The sequence below is a fragment of the Ruegeria sp. G5 genome (genome assembly GCF_056533365.1).
In genome coordinates this window covers 414,491-429,919 of record NZ_JBQFOK010000004.1, presented here as the reverse complement: position 1 = coordinate 429,919, position 15,429 = coordinate 414,491, and the positions used below count along the sequence as shown (strand labels likewise).

Annotated in this window: 17 protein-coding genes, 1 tRNA gene and 1 pseudogene; 9 read left to right on the top strand and 10 right to left on the bottom strand. The window is 56.6% G+C overall.

What is annotated here, in order from left to right; all coding sequences use genetic code 11:
• Together ACR0BD_RS10215 and ACR0BD_RS10210 are read right to left on the bottom strand one after the other, a co-directional pair.
• A pseudogene (locus ACR0BD_RS10215) lies at positions 1 to 160 on the bottom strand (IS6 family transposase); the annotation flags it as partial.
• Positions 161 to 332: 172 nt separating this feature from the next.
• Positions 333 to 422 (bottom strand) — tRNA-Ser (locus ACR0BD_RS10210).
• 84 nt (positions 423 to 506) lie between these two features.
• Between ACR0BD_RS10210 and ACR0BD_RS10205 the strand changes: the two genes are divergently transcribed.
• The 8 genes from ACR0BD_RS10205 to ACR0BD_RS10170 all read left to right on the top strand — a co-directional run bounded on the left by ACR0BD_RS10205 (position 507) and on the right by ACR0BD_RS10170 (position 8,086).
• Positions 507 to 1,787, top strand: a complete 1,281-nt coding sequence (locus ACR0BD_RS10205; RefSeq protein ID WP_480830219.1) for an SPOR domain-containing protein — start codon at positions 507 to 509, stop codon at positions 1,785 to 1,787.
• Between the two features lie 17 nt (positions 1,788 to 1,804).
• Entirely contained in the window at positions 1,805 to 2,971 is a 1,167-nt protein-coding gene (locus tag ACR0BD_RS10200) for a D-alanyl-D-alanine carboxypeptidase family protein (RefSeq protein WP_480830218.1), read from the top strand.
• Positions 2,968 to 3,591 (top strand): dTMP kinase, encoded by a 624-nt coding sequence (tmk, locus tag ACR0BD_RS10195; RefSeq protein WP_480830217.1) that lies wholly within the window; start codon positions 2,968 to 2,970, stop codon positions 3,589 to 3,591. The genes ACR0BD_RS10200 and tmk overlap by 4 nt, the downstream gene beginning before the upstream one ends.
• 10 nt (positions 3,592 to 3,601) lie before the next feature.
• Positions 3,602 to 4,723, top strand: coding sequence for a DNA polymerase III subunit delta' (locus ACR0BD_RS10190; protein ID WP_480830216.1), 1,122 nt, complete (start codon positions 3,602 to 3,604; stop codon positions 4,721 to 4,723).
• Positions 4,720 to 5,526, top strand: a complete 807-nt coding sequence (locus tag ACR0BD_RS10185) for a TatD family hydrolase (protein ID WP_480830215.1) — start codon at positions 4,720 to 4,722, stop codon at positions 5,524 to 5,526. Before ACR0BD_RS10190 ends, ACR0BD_RS10185 begins: the two co-directional genes overlap by 4 nt.
• Positions 5,523 to 6,320 (top strand): MBL fold metallo-hydrolase, encoded by a 798-nt coding sequence (locus tag ACR0BD_RS10180; protein WP_480695937.1) that lies wholly within the window; start codon positions 5,523 to 5,525, stop codon positions 6,318 to 6,320. Before ACR0BD_RS10185 ends, ACR0BD_RS10180 begins: the two co-directional genes overlap by 4 nt.
• 62 nt (positions 6,321 to 6,382) lie before the next feature.
• Positions 6,383 to 7,315, top strand: a complete 933-nt coding sequence (locus ACR0BD_RS10175) for an AEC family transporter (protein WP_480830214.1) — start codon at positions 6,383 to 6,385, stop codon at positions 7,313 to 7,315.
• Between the two features lie 69 nt (positions 7,316 to 7,384).
• Positions 7,385 to 8,086 carry a sirohydrochlorin chelatase gene (locus ACR0BD_RS10170; RefSeq protein WP_480830213.1) on the top strand — a complete coding sequence of 234 codons (702 nt, stop codon included), beginning with the start codon at positions 7,385 to 7,387 and terminating at the stop codon, positions 8,084 to 8,086.
• A 25-nt stretch (positions 8,087 to 8,111) separates the two neighbouring features.
• On the opposite strand, the gene ACR0BD_RS10165 is transcribed toward ACR0BD_RS10170, so the two are convergent.
• From ACR0BD_RS10165 to ACR0BD_RS10145, 5 genes are all read right to left on the bottom strand, one after another.
• Positions 8,112 to 9,134: a GGDEF domain-containing protein gene (locus ACR0BD_RS10165; RefSeq protein WP_480830212.1), complete on the bottom strand. Its 1,023-nt coding sequence runs from the start codon at positions 9,132 to 9,134 to the stop codon at positions 8,112 to 8,114.
• Positions 9,131 to 9,718 (bottom strand): heme NO-binding domain-containing protein, encoded by a 588-nt coding sequence (locus tag ACR0BD_RS10160; RefSeq protein ID WP_480830211.1) that lies wholly within the window; start codon positions 9,716 to 9,718, stop codon positions 9,131 to 9,133. The genes ACR0BD_RS10165 and ACR0BD_RS10160 overlap by 4 nt, the downstream gene beginning before the upstream one ends.
• A gap of 121 nt (positions 9,719 to 9,839) precedes the next feature.
• Positions 9,840 to 11,399 carry a trimethylamine methyltransferase family protein gene (locus ACR0BD_RS10155; protein WP_480830210.1) on the bottom strand — a complete coding sequence of 520 codons (1,560 nt, stop codon included), beginning with the start codon at positions 11,397 to 11,399 and terminating at the stop codon, positions 9,840 to 9,842.
• Between the two features lie 118 nt (positions 11,400 to 11,517).
• The gene (locus tag ACR0BD_RS10150) at positions 11,518 to 12,213 is read right to left on the bottom strand and encodes an HAD family hydrolase (protein ID WP_480830209.1); all 696 of its coding nucleotides are present in this window, start codon (positions 12,211 to 12,213) and stop codon (positions 11,518 to 11,520) included.
• A 24-nt stretch (positions 12,214 to 12,237) separates the two neighbouring features.
• Positions 12,238 to 12,522, bottom strand: coding sequence for a DUF3572 domain-containing protein (locus tag ACR0BD_RS10145; RefSeq protein ID WP_480695951.1), 285 nt, complete (start codon positions 12,520 to 12,522; stop codon positions 12,238 to 12,240).
• 66 nt (positions 12,523 to 12,588) lie between these two features.
• On the opposite strand from ACR0BD_RS10145, the gene ACR0BD_RS10140 reads away from it, so the two are divergent.
• Positions 12,589 to 13,998, top strand: coding sequence for a diguanylate cyclase (locus tag ACR0BD_RS10140; RefSeq protein WP_480830208.1), 1,410 nt, complete (start codon positions 12,589 to 12,591; stop codon positions 13,996 to 13,998).
• Positions 13,999 to 14,003: 5 nt separating this feature from the next.
• On the opposite strand, the gene ACR0BD_RS10135 is transcribed toward ACR0BD_RS10140, so the two are convergent.
• The 3 genes from ACR0BD_RS10135 to ACR0BD_RS10125 are packed head-to-tail and all read right to left on the bottom strand — an operon-like array spanning position 14,004 to position 15,428.
• Positions 14,004 to 14,477 (bottom strand): periplasmic heavy metal sensor, encoded by a 474-nt coding sequence (locus ACR0BD_RS10135; RefSeq protein ID WP_480830207.1) that lies wholly within the window; start codon positions 14,475 to 14,477, stop codon positions 14,004 to 14,006.
• Positions 14,474 to 14,821, bottom strand: coding sequence for a hypothetical protein (locus tag ACR0BD_RS10130; RefSeq protein WP_480830206.1), 348 nt, complete (start codon positions 14,819 to 14,821; stop codon positions 14,474 to 14,476). Before ACR0BD_RS10130 ends, ACR0BD_RS10135 begins: the two co-directional genes overlap by 4 nt.
• The gene (locus ACR0BD_RS10125) at positions 14,808 to 15,428 is read right to left on the bottom strand and encodes an RNA polymerase sigma factor (RefSeq protein WP_480830205.1); all 621 of its coding nucleotides are present in this window, start codon (positions 15,426 to 15,428) and stop codon (positions 14,808 to 14,810) included. The genes ACR0BD_RS10130 and ACR0BD_RS10125 overlap by 14 nt, the downstream gene beginning before the upstream one ends.
• Position 15,429: the final 1 nt, after the last annotated feature.

Here is a 15,429-nt window from a genome sequence, read left to right as displayed (position 1 = left end):
ACCAATATCGGACAGTTTCGTGGCTCACATCGATGCCTCGCTCGTGCAACAGATCTTCGACATTCCGGAGCGAGAGCGGGAAACGGATGTATAACATCACCGCAAGGCGGATGATCTCGGGGCTGGTTTTGAAGTACTTGAAGGAGGCAGGTTTAGTCATGGACATAAAGCTACGCAACACCCCTGCACCGCTCAACCCAAGTTCTTCTGACAAGACCGCGCTCTGAGTGTACGATCTGCTCCGTCTCTGATTGAAAGTGCACGCGCCAACGCACGGGAATTGCGGAACAATTCCGGGTCAGAAAATACAACTGGATTGAGACGGGTATGAGTGGCGGGGAGACAGGGATTCGAACCCTGGGAACGCTCTCACGTTCAACGGTTTTCAAGACCGCCGCATTCGACCACTCTGCCACCTCCCCGTTGATGCCGGGTCTAAGGCCAACCGAAACCGGTGGCAAGTCCAAATAGGGAAATCTTGCCGAACACCGCGCTGTAGTCTTTCCATGACACATCGCTCAGGCTATGATTGCGTTGAAAACCGTATCAGGCTGGCAATTCAGAACTGGCATTCGGCGGTGGGGTTCGGAGAACGAAGCCCCTTACAGGCAAGGGATGAGAAAATGAAGCGAGCGACTGAGACAGGCGCAAAACCGCGAGCTTTGGTGGTTATGGCTGTGGTTTCGGCGGTATTGGTGGGCTGCGACGAAACGCTCTCGCCGGAAAATACTTCTGCAGAAGCTGCAACCGAAGGCACCGTGGACGACGGCAAAGTCGAAATCTTCCCCGAGGCAACCGGCAATCCACGCGACGACGTCGAGGCCCCTGAGGTTTTTGCACTGGACGAAGCCGGGCTATGGGATGGTCGTCCTTCTCTGGGCGGTATTTGGGTGGCACATCCTGACGTGACACAACCCGAACGCGTCCGTATCAAGAATGCGGCGAACAATAAAACGGTTACCGGAGCCTTGTTCCGGCGTGAGAGAAACTTGCCCGGACCCGCATTGCAGTTGTCGTCCGAAGCAGCGGCGCGCCTGGGTATACTGGCCGGATCCCCAACAAAGGTGGAAGTGGTCGCATTGCGCCGCAAACCGGTAGAGCCTGAACCGGAACCAGCCGCACCTGAAGCAACCCCCGAGCCTGAGCCCGAGCCGAGCCAGACTGCCGAAGCCAGCGATCAGCCCGAAACAGAAGCGGCCGAGGCGGAGGCAGAGGAAACACCAAAACGCAAATGGTGGCAAAAGAAAGAACCTGCGGTAGCAGCGGCTGGCGCTGCTGCGGTTGCTGCCGGTGCTGCAGCCGAAGCGACAACGGACGCCGCCGAGGAAGTGGTGGAAACCACCGCCGAAGTTGCCACTACGGCGGCTCTGACAGACCCAGAAGTGACTCCACCTGCCGAGAACACGTCAAAACGGAAGTGGTGGCAGAAAAAATCGAGCGATGAAATCACGGCCACACAGCTTGACCCGATTGCAGGTGCTGCAGCTGCGATAGACGCCGCTGAGCCTACTCCGGCCAGCACCCCAGCCTCGGCCGAACCTGCATCAGCATCGATCTCCAAACCCTACGTGCAGGTGGGGACGTTTAGCGTCGAAGCAAACGCAAACAGCGCTGCTGACAAAATCCGCCGGAATGGAATGTCTGCCGAAGTGCGTGAGTTGAAAACAGATGACAAGTCGGTCTGGAGGGTCCTTGTCGGCCCCGCCGACACCCGAGGTGAACGAAGCGCACTGCAACGTGATGTCAAAGACCTGGGCTTTTCTGACGCCTTTGTCGTAAAAAACTGATAAAACAGGAGGTCTAAGTGCTATCCACTTTGCGATCATCCGCTCTAACTCTGGCTTTTGCTCTGACGACTTTGCCAGCCTATGCGTTCGATACGACAGCTCGTGCGGCATATGTGATGGACCAGACGACGGGCACAGTGTTGCTGTCAAAAGAAGCCGATCAACCCCTGCCCCCGGCCTCGATGTCCAAGCTCATGACGCTTTACGTTGCTTTCGAGGCGCTGCGCGATGGCCGTTTGACGCTGGATGAAACCCTTCCGGTGTCGGAACACGCCATGAGCTATGGTGGCTCGACGATGTTCCTGAACACGCAAGACCGCGTTCGGGTCGAAGATTTGTTGCGCGGAATTATCGTGCTGTCGGGCAATGATGCCTGTGTCGTGATTGCCGAGGCACTCAGCCCGGACGGAACCGAGGCCGGTTTTGCACGCTTCATGACCCAGCGCGCAAAGCAGTTGGGTATGAACCAGTCCAACTTTGCAAACTCGAACGGCTGGCCAGCTGCCGGACATATGATGTCCGTACATGATCTGGCCGTTCTTGCGGACCGCCTGATTACGGATTTTCCCGAATATTACCCTCTGTTCGCAGAAGAGGAATTTGAATTCGACGGTCGCGCGCCAGCAAACAAACGTAACCGAAACCCGCTGCTAAAGCTTGGGATTGGTGCAGACGGCCTGAAGACCGGCCATACTCAAGAGGCGGGCTATGGCCTTGTAGGCTCTGCAAAGCAGGGTGATCGGCGTGTGATCTTTGTTCTCACAGGTCTGGACAGCACTGGCACCCGAGCAGAGGAGGCTGAGTCCGTCGTTAACTGGTCGTTTCGAAATTTTGTCGAGAGGACAATTGCCAACGCGGACGCGCCAATAGCCCAAGCCAAAGTCTGGATGGGTGCCCAGAAAACCGTCGGGCTGGTGCCCGAGGGTGATCTGAACATCCTGTTGCCTGTTCTGGGTGATCAGAATGTCGAGGCCGAAGTGGTCTATGACGGACCAGTCAACGCACCGATCGCCAAAGGTCAGCAACTGGCTGAACTGGTGATCAGGCCAGAAGGTTTGCCCGAAATCCGCCGCCCCTTGGTGGCCGCTGAGAGTGTTGAGACCGGCGGTTTTGTCGTACGGATGATGACCGTGGGCGGCATCGTTCTGACCGATGTGATCGGCAATCCTCTGGACGCATTGTGACGAGACCCGGAGTGTTTCTGACTTTTGAAGGCATTGACGGTTCAGGAAAATCCTCCCAAGCCCGTCTTCTTGCCGATCACCTGAAAAGCTCGGGGCGCGATGTTGTCCTGACACGTGAACCGGGCGGGTCCCCCGGGGCCGAAGAAATTCGCAGGCTGGTTTTGGAAGGTGACCCGGATCGCTGGTCAGCCGAGACCGAGATTTTGCTGTTCACTGCCGCGCGCCGCGATCATCTGGAACGAACGATTGAACCCGCGCTGAAAGCAGGGAAAGTCGTGATTTGTGACAGGTTCGCCGATAGCACCCGGATGTATCAGGGACTTTCGCGGGGTGACTTACGCGGCTTAGTCGACCAGTTGCAGTCTTTGATGATCGGTCGCGAACCGGATTTGACGATACTGATCGACATGGACCCTGAAATCGGTCTGTCCCGTGCCAAAGGGCGTCAGGGGACCGAAGAACGGTTCGAGGATTTTGGTCTGGACCTGCAACAGAAAATGCGGGCCGGTTTTCTGGCTTTGGCAGATGAGTTTTCGGACAGGTTTCGGGTTATAGACGGCAACCGCGACATGGACAGCGTGGCCCGTGATGTGACAGATATCGTCGTGCAAGCCTTGTGATTGACGATTTATGAACGACGACACTCCAACCCCGGATCAGGCGCCAGGCGCCCCCCATCCGCGCGAAACGCGGCATCTGTATGGACAATCCGCTGCGGAATCTGCGTTTCTGGACGCGTATAACTCTGATCGGCTGCATCATGGTTGGTTGATAAGCGGCCCGAAGGGTGTCGGCAAGGCGACATTGGCATGGCGGATTGCGCGTTTTTTACTGGCGACGCCTCCTGCTGACGATGCCGGACTGTTTGGCGCACCTCCACCATTAGAAACACTCGAGATCGATCCCGCGCACCCGGTTTCGCATCGCATTCAGGCCGGAGCTGAACCCGGCCTGGCCGCGATCACACGCTCTTTGAATGATCAGGGTCGGTTGAGAAATGAAATCGTGGTGGACGACATTCGAAAACTCGGCAAATTCTTTGGATTATCTTCGGCCGACGGTGGACGACGTGTCGTTATCGTAGACTCCGCAGATGAGATGAATGTCAGCGCGGCGAATGCCCTGCTGAAGATGTTAGAAGAACCCCCTGCCCGCACCACCCTGCTGTTGGTATCACACCAGCCTTCGCGCCTATTGCCGACAATTCGATCGCGTTGCCGCACGTTGCGGTTGGCTCCTCTTGGTCCCGACGATATGCAAAAGGCCCTGTCACAGACGGGTGCCGAACTGTCCGGAGACTCAGACCATCTTGCAGCCCTTGCCGCCGGATCCGTTGGCGATGCTGTGCGCCTGATCAATTTGGGCGGGCTTGAGATTTATGCTGAGCTTATCGCCATCCTTGGCACGCTGCCGCGCATGGACCGGCAGCGTGCTTTGGCTCTTGCCGAAGCGGCAGCCCAGCGCGGTGCCGCGGACCGTTTCGAGCTTTTGCTGACATTGATTGACGTGGCCCTTTCACGCCTTGCTTTGACAGGTGCGACGGGTGCGCCTGTGCTGCCCGAGGCAGCGCCCAACGAAGCGGAAATCTTGTCACGCCTGTCCCAATCGCCGCAACAAGCGCGAAAATGGGCCGAAGTCGCCAGCTTGATCACAGCGCGCGCGCGACATGGTCAGGCAGTGAACCTTGACCCTACCGCTCTGGTCCTAGATACGGTGTTCAAGATACAGGAAACCGCCGGTCAAACCAGATGAGCGATACGCCCCAGATTACCGATAGCCATTGCCATCTGGACTTTCCGGATTTCGAGGGCCAACTGGACCAGATCGTTGCCAACGCAACCCAAGCTGGTGTGACCCGAATGGTCACGATCTGCACGCGTTTGCGCAATGAACCCACGGTGCGCGCCATCGCCGAAGCCCACGCGCCTGTGTTTTACGCCGCAGGCACCCACCCCATGAGCGCCGCAGATGAACCCATGGCCACGGTCGACGAGTTGATGACTTTGTCCCGCCACCCTAAGTTCGTGGGCATTGGCGAAACCGGGCTGGATTACCACTACACAGCGGACAGCGCCGAAGTTCAAAAGCAGTCCTTGTGTATCCATATCGAGGCCGCCCAGCGCACCGGCTTGCCCCTGATCATCCATGCCCGCGCGGCAGACGATGACATGGCACGCATACTGACCGCAGAGCACCGCAACGCGCCCTACTCCTGCGTGATGCATTGCTTTTCTTCTTCGGCAGAACTGGCCAAGGCTGCGCTGGATTTAGGTTTCTACTTGTCCATGTCGGGTATCGCGGCCTTCCCCAAAAGTCAGGAACTGCGCGATATATTTGCGGCTGCCCCGGTTGATCGTATTCTGGTGGAAACTGATGCGCCTTATCTGGCCCCTCCGCCCTACCGTGGAAAGCGCAACGAACCCGCGTATACGGCCCACACGGCACGCAAAGGTGCCGAGGTGTTCGGGATGGAATACGCCGATTTCGCTGCCCAAACTCAACTGAACTTTGACCAGTTGTTCACCAAAGTCGCTGCTCATAAGGCCGCTGCATGAACACGCTGCGCTGCACCATTTTGGGCTGCGGGTCTTCCGGCGGTGTTCCAAGGCTGGGCGGACACTGGGGAGAGTGCGATCCAACAAACCCAAAGAACGTTCGCAGGCGTTGTTCAATGCTGGTCGAACGGGATGGGCCAGAAGGCACAACTTCGGTCTTGATCGACACCACCCCGGATATGCGCAGCCAACTGTTGGATTCGGGCACCGGTCGACTGGATGGTGTGGTCTACACACATTCGCACGCAGACCATGTCCATGGCATCGACGACCTGCGCATGATCGTGTTCAACATGCGCGAACGGGTTCCTGTTTGGGCGGACGGCGATACGCAAAACGATCTTCTGGGTCGCTTTGGTTACGCGTTTATCCAACCGGAAACCTCGCCATACCCTCCGATCCTGGATCTCAAAAGCATCAGCGGCCCGTTCGAAGTCACCGGCCCGGGCGGACCAATTCCCTTTGAACCATTCAAGGTGAATCATGGCGCTATAGACGCCCTTGGGTTTCGCATGGGTGGCCTCGCCTACCTGCCAGATGTGGCAGAAATTTATGATGAGGCATGGGCTGCGCTAGAAGGACTGGATTGTCTTGTCATAGACGCCCTGCGCCGGACCCCACATCCAACCCACGCGCATCTTGAAAAGACCTTGGGATGGATCGAAAAGCTGCAACCCAAAAACGCTGTCCTGACGAATATGCATATCGACCTCGATTATGCGACGGTCGACAGCGAAACTGCAGATTACATCACCCCTGCCTATGACGGCATGGTGATTCATCAGGTTCTGTAAGGCCCTGCGTTTTTGCACCAGCATACCACGTTCCGCCCGGAACGAACCGGTGAGGCGCTGATATGCTGCAAAGTCTTATAGACGTCATCCTGCCCGTCTTCCTTGTGATCGGAGCTGGCTATGCCTCGACCCGGTTTGGGTATTTCAAAGAAATCCATATCGACGGCTTGATGAAATTCACGCAGGGCTTCGCCATCCCCTGTCTGCTATTTCTGGCGATCTCGAATCTGGACCTCAGCGCAAGCTTTGATCCCCGGCTTTTGGTCAGCTTTTACACAGCAGCCGGGCTTTGCTTTTGCGCGGGTTTGTTTGGCGCACGCCTGATCTTTCAGCGTGAATGGGAAGATTGCGTCGCCATCGGCTTTTGCTGCCTGTTCTCAAATTCAGTTCTTCTAGGGCTGCCAATCACCGAGCGTGCTTACGGCCCGGAAAGTCTGACGGGGAACTACGCGATCATCGCCTTCCACTCTCCGTTTTGTTACGGTATCGGCATCACCGTTATGGAAGTGATCCGCAACCGTGGCCATGGCGGCACACGCATGGTTCGGTCTGTTCTGTCCGCCATGTTCCGCAACGCCCTGATCCTGGGGATCGCGTTGGGCTTTTTGGTAAACCTGTCCGGCTTCGGATTACCCGAAGTCGTGGACGAAGCGCTGGGGCTTATTACACGCGCCGCGCTTCCCGGGGCGTTGTTTGCGCTGGGTGGTGTGTTGGTCAAATACAAACCCGAAGGAGATTTGCGCACGATTGCTTATGTGTGTGCCGTATCTCTGATGCTGCATCCCAGCCTGGTCTGGCTTTTCGGCTCAACAGTGGGACTACCGCAGGATCTATTCCGATCCGGAGTGTTGAACGCCGCCATGGCACCCGGTTTCAATGCCTATATATTCGCGAACATGTACGGGCGGGCCAAACGAGTTGCCGCGTCGTCGGTTCTGGTTGGCACCGCGACGTCGATCCTTACAGTCTGGCTCTGGCTGGCTCTTTTGGGTTGATCTTTCGACAACCGGATTGACTTCGCGGGTTCTAAACACACCTATCGGGAAACCACACAGGAACCACAGATGCCTAACGCTCTTATTGTTGCCCATGGTCAACCTTCTGACCCGGAACCTGCCGAGGCCGCGCTGGCGGCCTACGCGGCTGAGGTTAACGATCTTTGCGAAGGTGTTTCAGTCGGTTCCGCCACGCTGGCCGCGCCGGGCAGGCTTGAGACCTGCTTGAAAGATATGCCTGACGGTTCCTTGATCTATCCTTTGTTTATGGCCAAGGGCTGGTTTGTTACCAGCGCCCTGCCCAAGCGTCTGGGCGGTGCCGCTTTGCGGATCCTCGACCCATTGGGCGTGGAAGAAAACCTGCCCAGTTTGGTGAGTGGGGCACTAGAGGCAGAGCTGTCTGAAAGCAAATGGCACCCTGATGAAACAACCCTGGTTCTGGCGGCGCATGGCTCGGGCCGTAGCCGCAATCCTTCGGCTGTAGCAACGGAATTTGCAGACAACCTGCGGAAACAGATTGCATTCAATTCAATTCGCGTGGGCTTTGTAGAGGAACCTCCATCGATAGCCGAAGCTGCGAACGGCGTGGGCAAAAAGGCCCTCTGCCTGCCGTTCTTTGCCTGTACCGGTGGACATGTTTTGGATGACGTCCCCAGCGAGTTGGCAGAGGCCAATTTCGAAGGACGCGTTCTTCCAGTTGTTGGTGAGCTGCCCGGCATAAAGCGCCATATCGCGAAAGTGCTTCAGCAAGCGTTTGACACAGTTGGCTAAGGGGGTGCGCTCCATTTCAGATAGGTTACTGTGACGACAGTTGCCGCGGCGTTTGAAGCCCACCTTGCTTGATTAAACTTGAATACAGGCAGTGACGGGAACGGCCCATCCTTTTCGCCTCGTACAAGGCCTGATCTGCGGCGCTTAAAAGTTCTGCGGCCTTGGGCGGTTTAAACTGCGTGGACAAGGCCGTACCGACACTGGCAGATATCTGGCAAGATTTGTTTTCGAAGGCCATGGGTGTTTTCAGCCTTTCAATCAGACGTGACGCGATGTTCGACAATACAGCTTCATCCACCAACGCCCTAAAAATAATGACGAATTCGTCTCCGCCTATGCGGGCAACAGTGTCATCGTTGCGAGTTTCTTCCACCATGATGCGGGCCGCTTGCTGCAAGACAAAATCGCCCGCAGCGTGGCCGTGTAAGTCGTTGACAGACTTGAAGAAATCTAAATCCAGGTGCATCAGGGCAAATGGGGTGCCTCCCGAAATCAGATGCCCAAGCAGCGTGTCCATAGCTCTTCTGTTCTTGAGCCCGGTCAACATGTCGGTTAGCGCTTGCTCTTCTGCCGCCAGCATTGCCCCTTGTAGCCGCAAGTTCAGCGAGCGGGATGCTTCCATCGCCGCAGACTTGGCCTCAACCAAATACAGCAACTCGATCGCCAAATCAGTTCCCGAAAAATCGGCACTGGTCAGGGAATAGTCGCGAACGGCATCCAGGATCGAAATCCCAAAGGACAGATTTACCACCGCCCCTTGTCTCTCGGGTAAAGGGGCGACCAATCCTTTAAGCGCCGTCCTCGGCTCTCCCCTCAGGGACAGATGCAGCTTTGCGCCCGCCACAGACATCAACGCGGATACCGTCGTGAACTTGCGTGGGCGAAGCAGCTCGAACACGTCCAGAAAACTCTGCCCTTGCATCGGACTATCGGGGCGAAGCTTTTGCAGTGTCGGCCCAACTTCCGTGATCCGCCCGGTGTGATCCACCAGCACGAACATAGGGCAAAGCGTCTTGAGCAGACACGCTAACTCAACCGAATCCTTCATGGCTTTCGGACCCCCAGCTCGAAATGCCTGCCTTCGGCAAAGGCACTTTCGACCAACAAGATGGTAATCACCTCGACTGTGCCTTGCCGGCCTTCATGGGTCAGAATTGCCAAAGCGCCATAGTCATCTGCCAGCGCCCGCAATACGCCAACCATAACGCTCGCATAGCCCGGTAAACCAGGGTAGCAATGCAGCTGGTATTCCGAAGCCGTCACTTCCCGAAGTTCCAGAACCGGCAGGCGCAGGTCCGAGACCGCCAACCTGACCCGATCCGACAGATCATCCAGAGAATGCAGAAACTCCACATAGCTTCCGCCTCCAAAGCGCAATAAGCGGCGCAGGTCCTCCATGTTAGGATGTGAAACCAGGTACGTTCCGAGATCCTCAAGAACTTCTGACCGTGGTCGCTTCAACTCAGAACATAATCCGTCCAGAACACGCGTTGTCACATCCTGGTCGTAAATCAGCATGGCTTCGAACTCGGTAAAACCAAGCCCCACAGTCTCTGTCACCCTAAGCCAGCACGATTGCCCGTAAGTCGCGCACACAAAAGACTGTACCGCTCGATTTATCAGACCATGCATGAGGTGCCTCGACTAGCGTTCCTGCGCAGTCTGACTCGAAAAACCTTAACAAATTACCAAAACGACCAGTCCAGTGCCTTGAAAGGCACCGAATACCCTATCGGAAGACTTTGAATTTAAGTCAGAAATCCGTCGGAGCCCCGCCTTCTGCTTTACGGCGCGCGACAAAGTCGGCCAATTCGTCGCGGATCCCGTCATCAATTGCCGGAGGGTCAAAACTGGTGATGATTTCCTTGAACATGTGATGCGCTCGTTCTGCTGTCCAAGTCCCACCTGCGACGTTCCACCCCTCGAAGTTTTTCCAATCACTTAGAAAGGGTTGATAGAACGCCGTAGTGTACCGGTCTTGCGTGTGCTGAATACCAAAGAAGTGTCCGTCGTTTCCAACAGCACGTATCGCATCCAGTGCAATTTCATCAGGACCCGTGTTTGTGATTTCCGGCTGCATATACCGCTGGATTTGCTGGAGAACTTCACAATCCATAATGAATTTCTCAGGGCTCGCGATAAGCCCCCCTTCCAGCCATCCGGCTGCGTGGTACACCATGTTCGTCCCCGATTGAACCGCCGCCCAAAGCGAGTTTGACGTTTCCCAAACAGACTGGCCGTCCGGCACATTGGCTGCGCACACGCCCGAGGATCGCATGGGCAACCCGTAAAACCGCGCCATTTGGCCTGTCATCTGGGTCGAGCGCATATACTCTGGTGTCCCAAAAGCTGGCGCTCCGGATTTCATATCCACGTTCGACGTAAAGGTGCCGATTACACAGGGAATGCCCGGTCGAACATATTGAAACAAGGCGATCGCGCATAATGCCTCGGCCAAGGACTGCGCTACGGCGCCCGCCATCGTCACGGGGGCCATCGCACCTGCCAAGGTAAAGGGTGTCACCACAATCGCCTGTCCGCGACGGGCCAAACGCAGACATCCGTCAATCATCGGATGATCGTGTTTCAGTGGCGATGTCGAATTGATGTTGGTGTACATGCGTGGCGTGGACTCAAATTCCTCATGACTAAGCCCGCCTGCAATGCGCACCATCTCCATCACGTCTTCGACGCGTTCTTTCCCCAAAGAATAAGCGTGCATTGCCTTATCGGTGAGGGTCAGCTTGTCATACAGAACGTCCAGGTGTCGAACGCTGGCATGGATATCGACGGGCTCAACCGGGTATCCGCCAGCAAAGTGGATACAGTTGAAATATTGAGTCAACTTAAGCAGATTCCGGCACATTTCGCGGTTGCCCGGCACCTTGGTGCCGATTTCCATATCCCAATAATTCGGCGGGGATGAGACATTCCCGAACAGCAGGTTTTTACCGCCAATCTCAATCTTGCGGTTCTCATTGCGCGGCGTGATCGTGAAACTGGACGGTGCCTTTGCAACCATCTCCATAACAAAATCGCGGCCCATCCGCACATTGTCGCCGTCAATCGTGCAACCCGCCTCTCGAAGAATACCGATAGCTTCTTCGTTGTAGAACTCGACCCCGATCTCTTCGAGGATACGCATCGCCCCTTCGTGAATTGCCTCAATCCCATCTGCGCCCAGCGGCTCGGTGGGTTTGTCTATGTTGATTGGTGGGTTCCAGGGCATCTGATCAATAACGGCGCTGCCCCGACGTTCGGCGGCACCGGCACGCCCTCCGCTGCGACGTCTGCGCGATTTTGTATCTGCCATGGGACCCTCCTGGAGCTTGCTTAAACCTGAGCAAGCCCCGAACATGGGCAACTGGCCGCTCTGTCTGCGACACATTATGTCGGTTTTTTATTCCGAACAGTCGAATCCCGGTCAAACTCTACCGGTTTTCACGAAGCCAGTCGGGGATGTGCCCTATGTTGGGCAAGACAACATCAGCCATTGGGGCCAAATCCTCGGCCTGCGCCAGGCCTGTCAGCACACCAACCGTTTTCATCCCGGCCGCGCGTCCGGCTTGCAGGTCGTGGAGGCTGTCACCGACCATCGCTACCTGCTCGGGGGCTAAATCCACATGCGCAGCAAAAGCCAGCAACTGCCCCGGACCCGGTTTGAAGCCATGGCCACTGTCATACCCGGCAACAAAATCAAAATGGTCACGAATACCTGCGGACGCGAGATGCTCGAGCGCCGGTTTTTCACCGTCATTCGTGGCGACCCCCAGCTTAAGCCCGATTTTCCTCAAACCAGTGAGTAATGGGGTCAAAGGCACAGCAGGTGCCTGCGGTGCAACAGCGGATTCTTCGTTCAGCAGGTCAATCAGATCACCAAGCTGAACGTCCGGCAAATGCGGAGCTAAGACTTCGGCCACCTCCTCAACAGTTCCGGCAATGACGATGCTATCCTCAGCATAGGTCAACTGCTCAAGGTCGAAGCCAATCTCGCGACCTAGCTTTGCCGCCTTGTTCGCGTCCCCATCCGTCAGTCGCAGCAGCGTGTTGCGCCCAAATGCGCCCCATGTGTCGGCAAAATCAAACAAGGTACCGTCCTTGTCGAAAAGGATCGCTTTGATGGGCATTGCAAGCTCCTGCGGGGTAAAAGTTCAGGTCCAGTGGACGTCTGCGCCACCCGTCAACATCGCTCGGGCCTGGTTGGGCATGTCATAAGGCACGGAATTGGCATCACAGAATTCGACAACCCAAGAATCGTCCATCAGCAGAAACTCAAGAACCGAAGTTAGAAATTCCGGCTCGGACGCTCTGTCCCTCAGGTCCTGAGCCGAAGCACCGGTAGACCCCAGGAAAACGGGTAAAAGTTCCTCGTTGCTGACCAGCCAGCCCAAGACATTCAAAGCAAGCGTTTCGGCGGATTGGGCTGAGATCGGCATAAAGAGGTCTCGGATTCGATCTTGGAAAGGGTTTGTTAACCAGACTCATAAACACTTTAGCAACGCATGCAATCAACGGTGACAGATATGTCCGTGCAGGGAACCATCCTTGTCCTAGACGGGACCTCGACCAATCGCATCATGCTGAAGGTTCAACTGACCGCAGCGTGGTATCACGTCGTGCAAGGTGAAAAATTGCAAGGGCTTGCCGGATTGCTCAGGCGCACACGACCTGATCTGATCCTAACCGCTCAAAACCTGCCGGATGGAACCGCGCTAGATGTTAAACGGTTGGTTGCCGCTGATCCGGATATGGTGGATGTACCAGTGGTTGCCATCGCCGCTCAGAACGACAAAGGCGCGCGACTGAAAGCACTATCCGAAGGGTTGGATGACGTGCTTGTCCATCCGTTCAAAGATACGCTGCTATTGGCCCAGGTTCGAAGCTTGCTACGCGCGCGCGCCGAAGCACAGGACCTCAAACTGGATACAGCCTCTCAGCCTTTGGGTTTCGCGGAACCCGCATTGGGGCTGATAACACCGCCTAAAGCTGCGCGCGTTGCTCTGCTGACCCAATCGCCGCGTACAGGGTGCCTGTGGCAAAACGCACTGGAATCGAGAATACGGCACAAGATGGCAGTGCATAGCATGTCCAACCTGCATGGGGTGCTATCCGACCCCGCCCCGGATGCCATCGTGATTGAGGTAGGATCAAAACCTTCCAGTCTGAGCATACTCGCCGATCTGAAATCACGCGGTGCCACACGCCGCACCGTGCTGCTGGCTGTGTTGAAAGATCACGACGCGAACCGCGCGTCAGAGGCATTGGACCGTGGGGCGGATGCCGTGTGCATGGGGGGGTTTTGTGCACAAGAGGTTGCTCTGCGCCTCAAATCCCAGATCGAACGAAAAACCCAGCTGGATCGGATGCGGGATTCGTTACAACGCAGGATTACCGAGTCGTGGATTGATCCGCTGACCGGCCTGCACAACCGCCGTTACGCCATGCGCGCGATGGACCAGATAGCGCGAAAATCATCGCGATGTGGGCAAGGCTTTGCTGTCATGCTGGCTGATCTGGACCACTTCAAATCCATCAACGACCGATACGGACACGCGGGGGGTGACCTCGTACTCACCGAAGTTGGCACCAGAATGGAACGCGCCATAGGTGAAGACGGATTCGTAGCCCGGATCGGAGGAGAAGAATTCATGATCGGCCTGCCCGAGACCACACAGGCAAAAGCGCTGACTGTTGCCCGGGCCCTTTGTAATTGCATCCGGCAAAAACCGTTTGCGCTGCCCAACAACGCAGGATTTGTTCCGGTTACAATCAGCGTTGGACTTATCGCGGCCGAGCCGTCGCAGTCTGGCCTCGCACCATTGGATCATCTTATCAAGTCAGCTGATACAGCACTGTACGCGGCAAAGAAGGCCGGGCGAAACCAAGTCAGATGCAGGCAGAACGCGGCCTGAGCACATCAGTCCTTCTTTTTGCGACCATGCGGACCACGTCGCACCACTTCTTGCAAACGGTCCGCATAGGTTTGGCGTTCTGCGTCGCTCATGGCGATAACCCGAGCCAGCCATTTCTCTTGCAAATTCAACTGCAGATCCGCCAGGTGCTGAGCCTGCTGCGCCAGCAGCACTGCAACGTCTTCTGGGTCGAATGGAACTGCGCGCAAGGCTGCGTCAAGTTCGGCGAAATCCTCCGCCCGCTGCTTTGACCCGGAGCGATGCCGATCCGGCAGCTCTTTGCGGAAAGCTTTGCGATCCTCTTTTGGCAAGGCGCGGAACAGGGCCAGTCCAAATCCCGGGGGCGCTTTGGCATGATCGCCCCCCTTGACGCGAAGAACCGTTCCCACGGCGACCCCGACAATCAAAAGGTTCAAACCTAGCGAAATCGCCAGCAGGATCGGCAACCACCTACGTTTTGGTTTGGGGGCGTCGCTCATTCCGCGTCCTCCAGATAAGATGCATCAAGATCTGCCAGGGCAATGCTTGTGACGGGATCAAAAAAGTAGTTCGCCGGGTCCGGTAGAAAGCCCGGCGCAGCAAACCCAATCCAAACGCCAACAACGCTGGCAGTGACCAGACCGCCCAAACCCTGCCAGCCCCCTAAACCCCGCACCAAACGGGTCCAAACTGACGGGTTTGGCTGCGGTTTGCATGCAAGAGTCGCCAGACGCATCGTTTCGGCATCCGTCTGAATACGCACGACCAGATCGTCCGACAGATCAGGGCGCTGTTGGCGCGCCGCCGCGAAAAGTTCATCCAGATGCTTTTCATCTTCCGTCATTTTCGTACCCCAGTTCTTCCCGACGTCCGGCCAGCAAGGCGGCCAGTGTCCTCTTCCCTCTTGCGGTCAAACTTTCAACCGCTTCTACGGAAACACCCATAACCCCGGCAATCTCGGGGTTGGGTAATTCTTCTATATGCCGCAAGATTACGGCTTGCCGCTGACGTTCAGGCAATTGGTCCAGGGCCGACTGCAAAGCATCCCTACGGGCCTCATCCTGCATTTGTTCGGCTACGGTGCGTTTCCCGTCTTCGGGCTCTGGCACATCAGCCAACCGGTCCGGTTTTTGACGCCTCAGATGATCAACGCAAAGGTTCATCGTGACACGGTACAGCCACGTGGACACCTTCGCCTGCCCCGAGACCCAATCCGGTGCTGCTTTCCACAGGCGCATCATCGCATCCTGTGTGATATCCTCGGCCTCTGCCCGGTTGCCGAGCATTCGCATCGCAACCGAAAAAGCCCGTGGCCCCAGCCGATCCGTCAGCACACGCGCCGCCGTCGCATCCCCGCGCGCGAACAGGCCCAGCAATGCATCATCGCTGGACGTGCTCGCGGCGCAGGATACGCCGCGAGCATCCTCAGTTGAGGAGGTCAGATCCTCCATC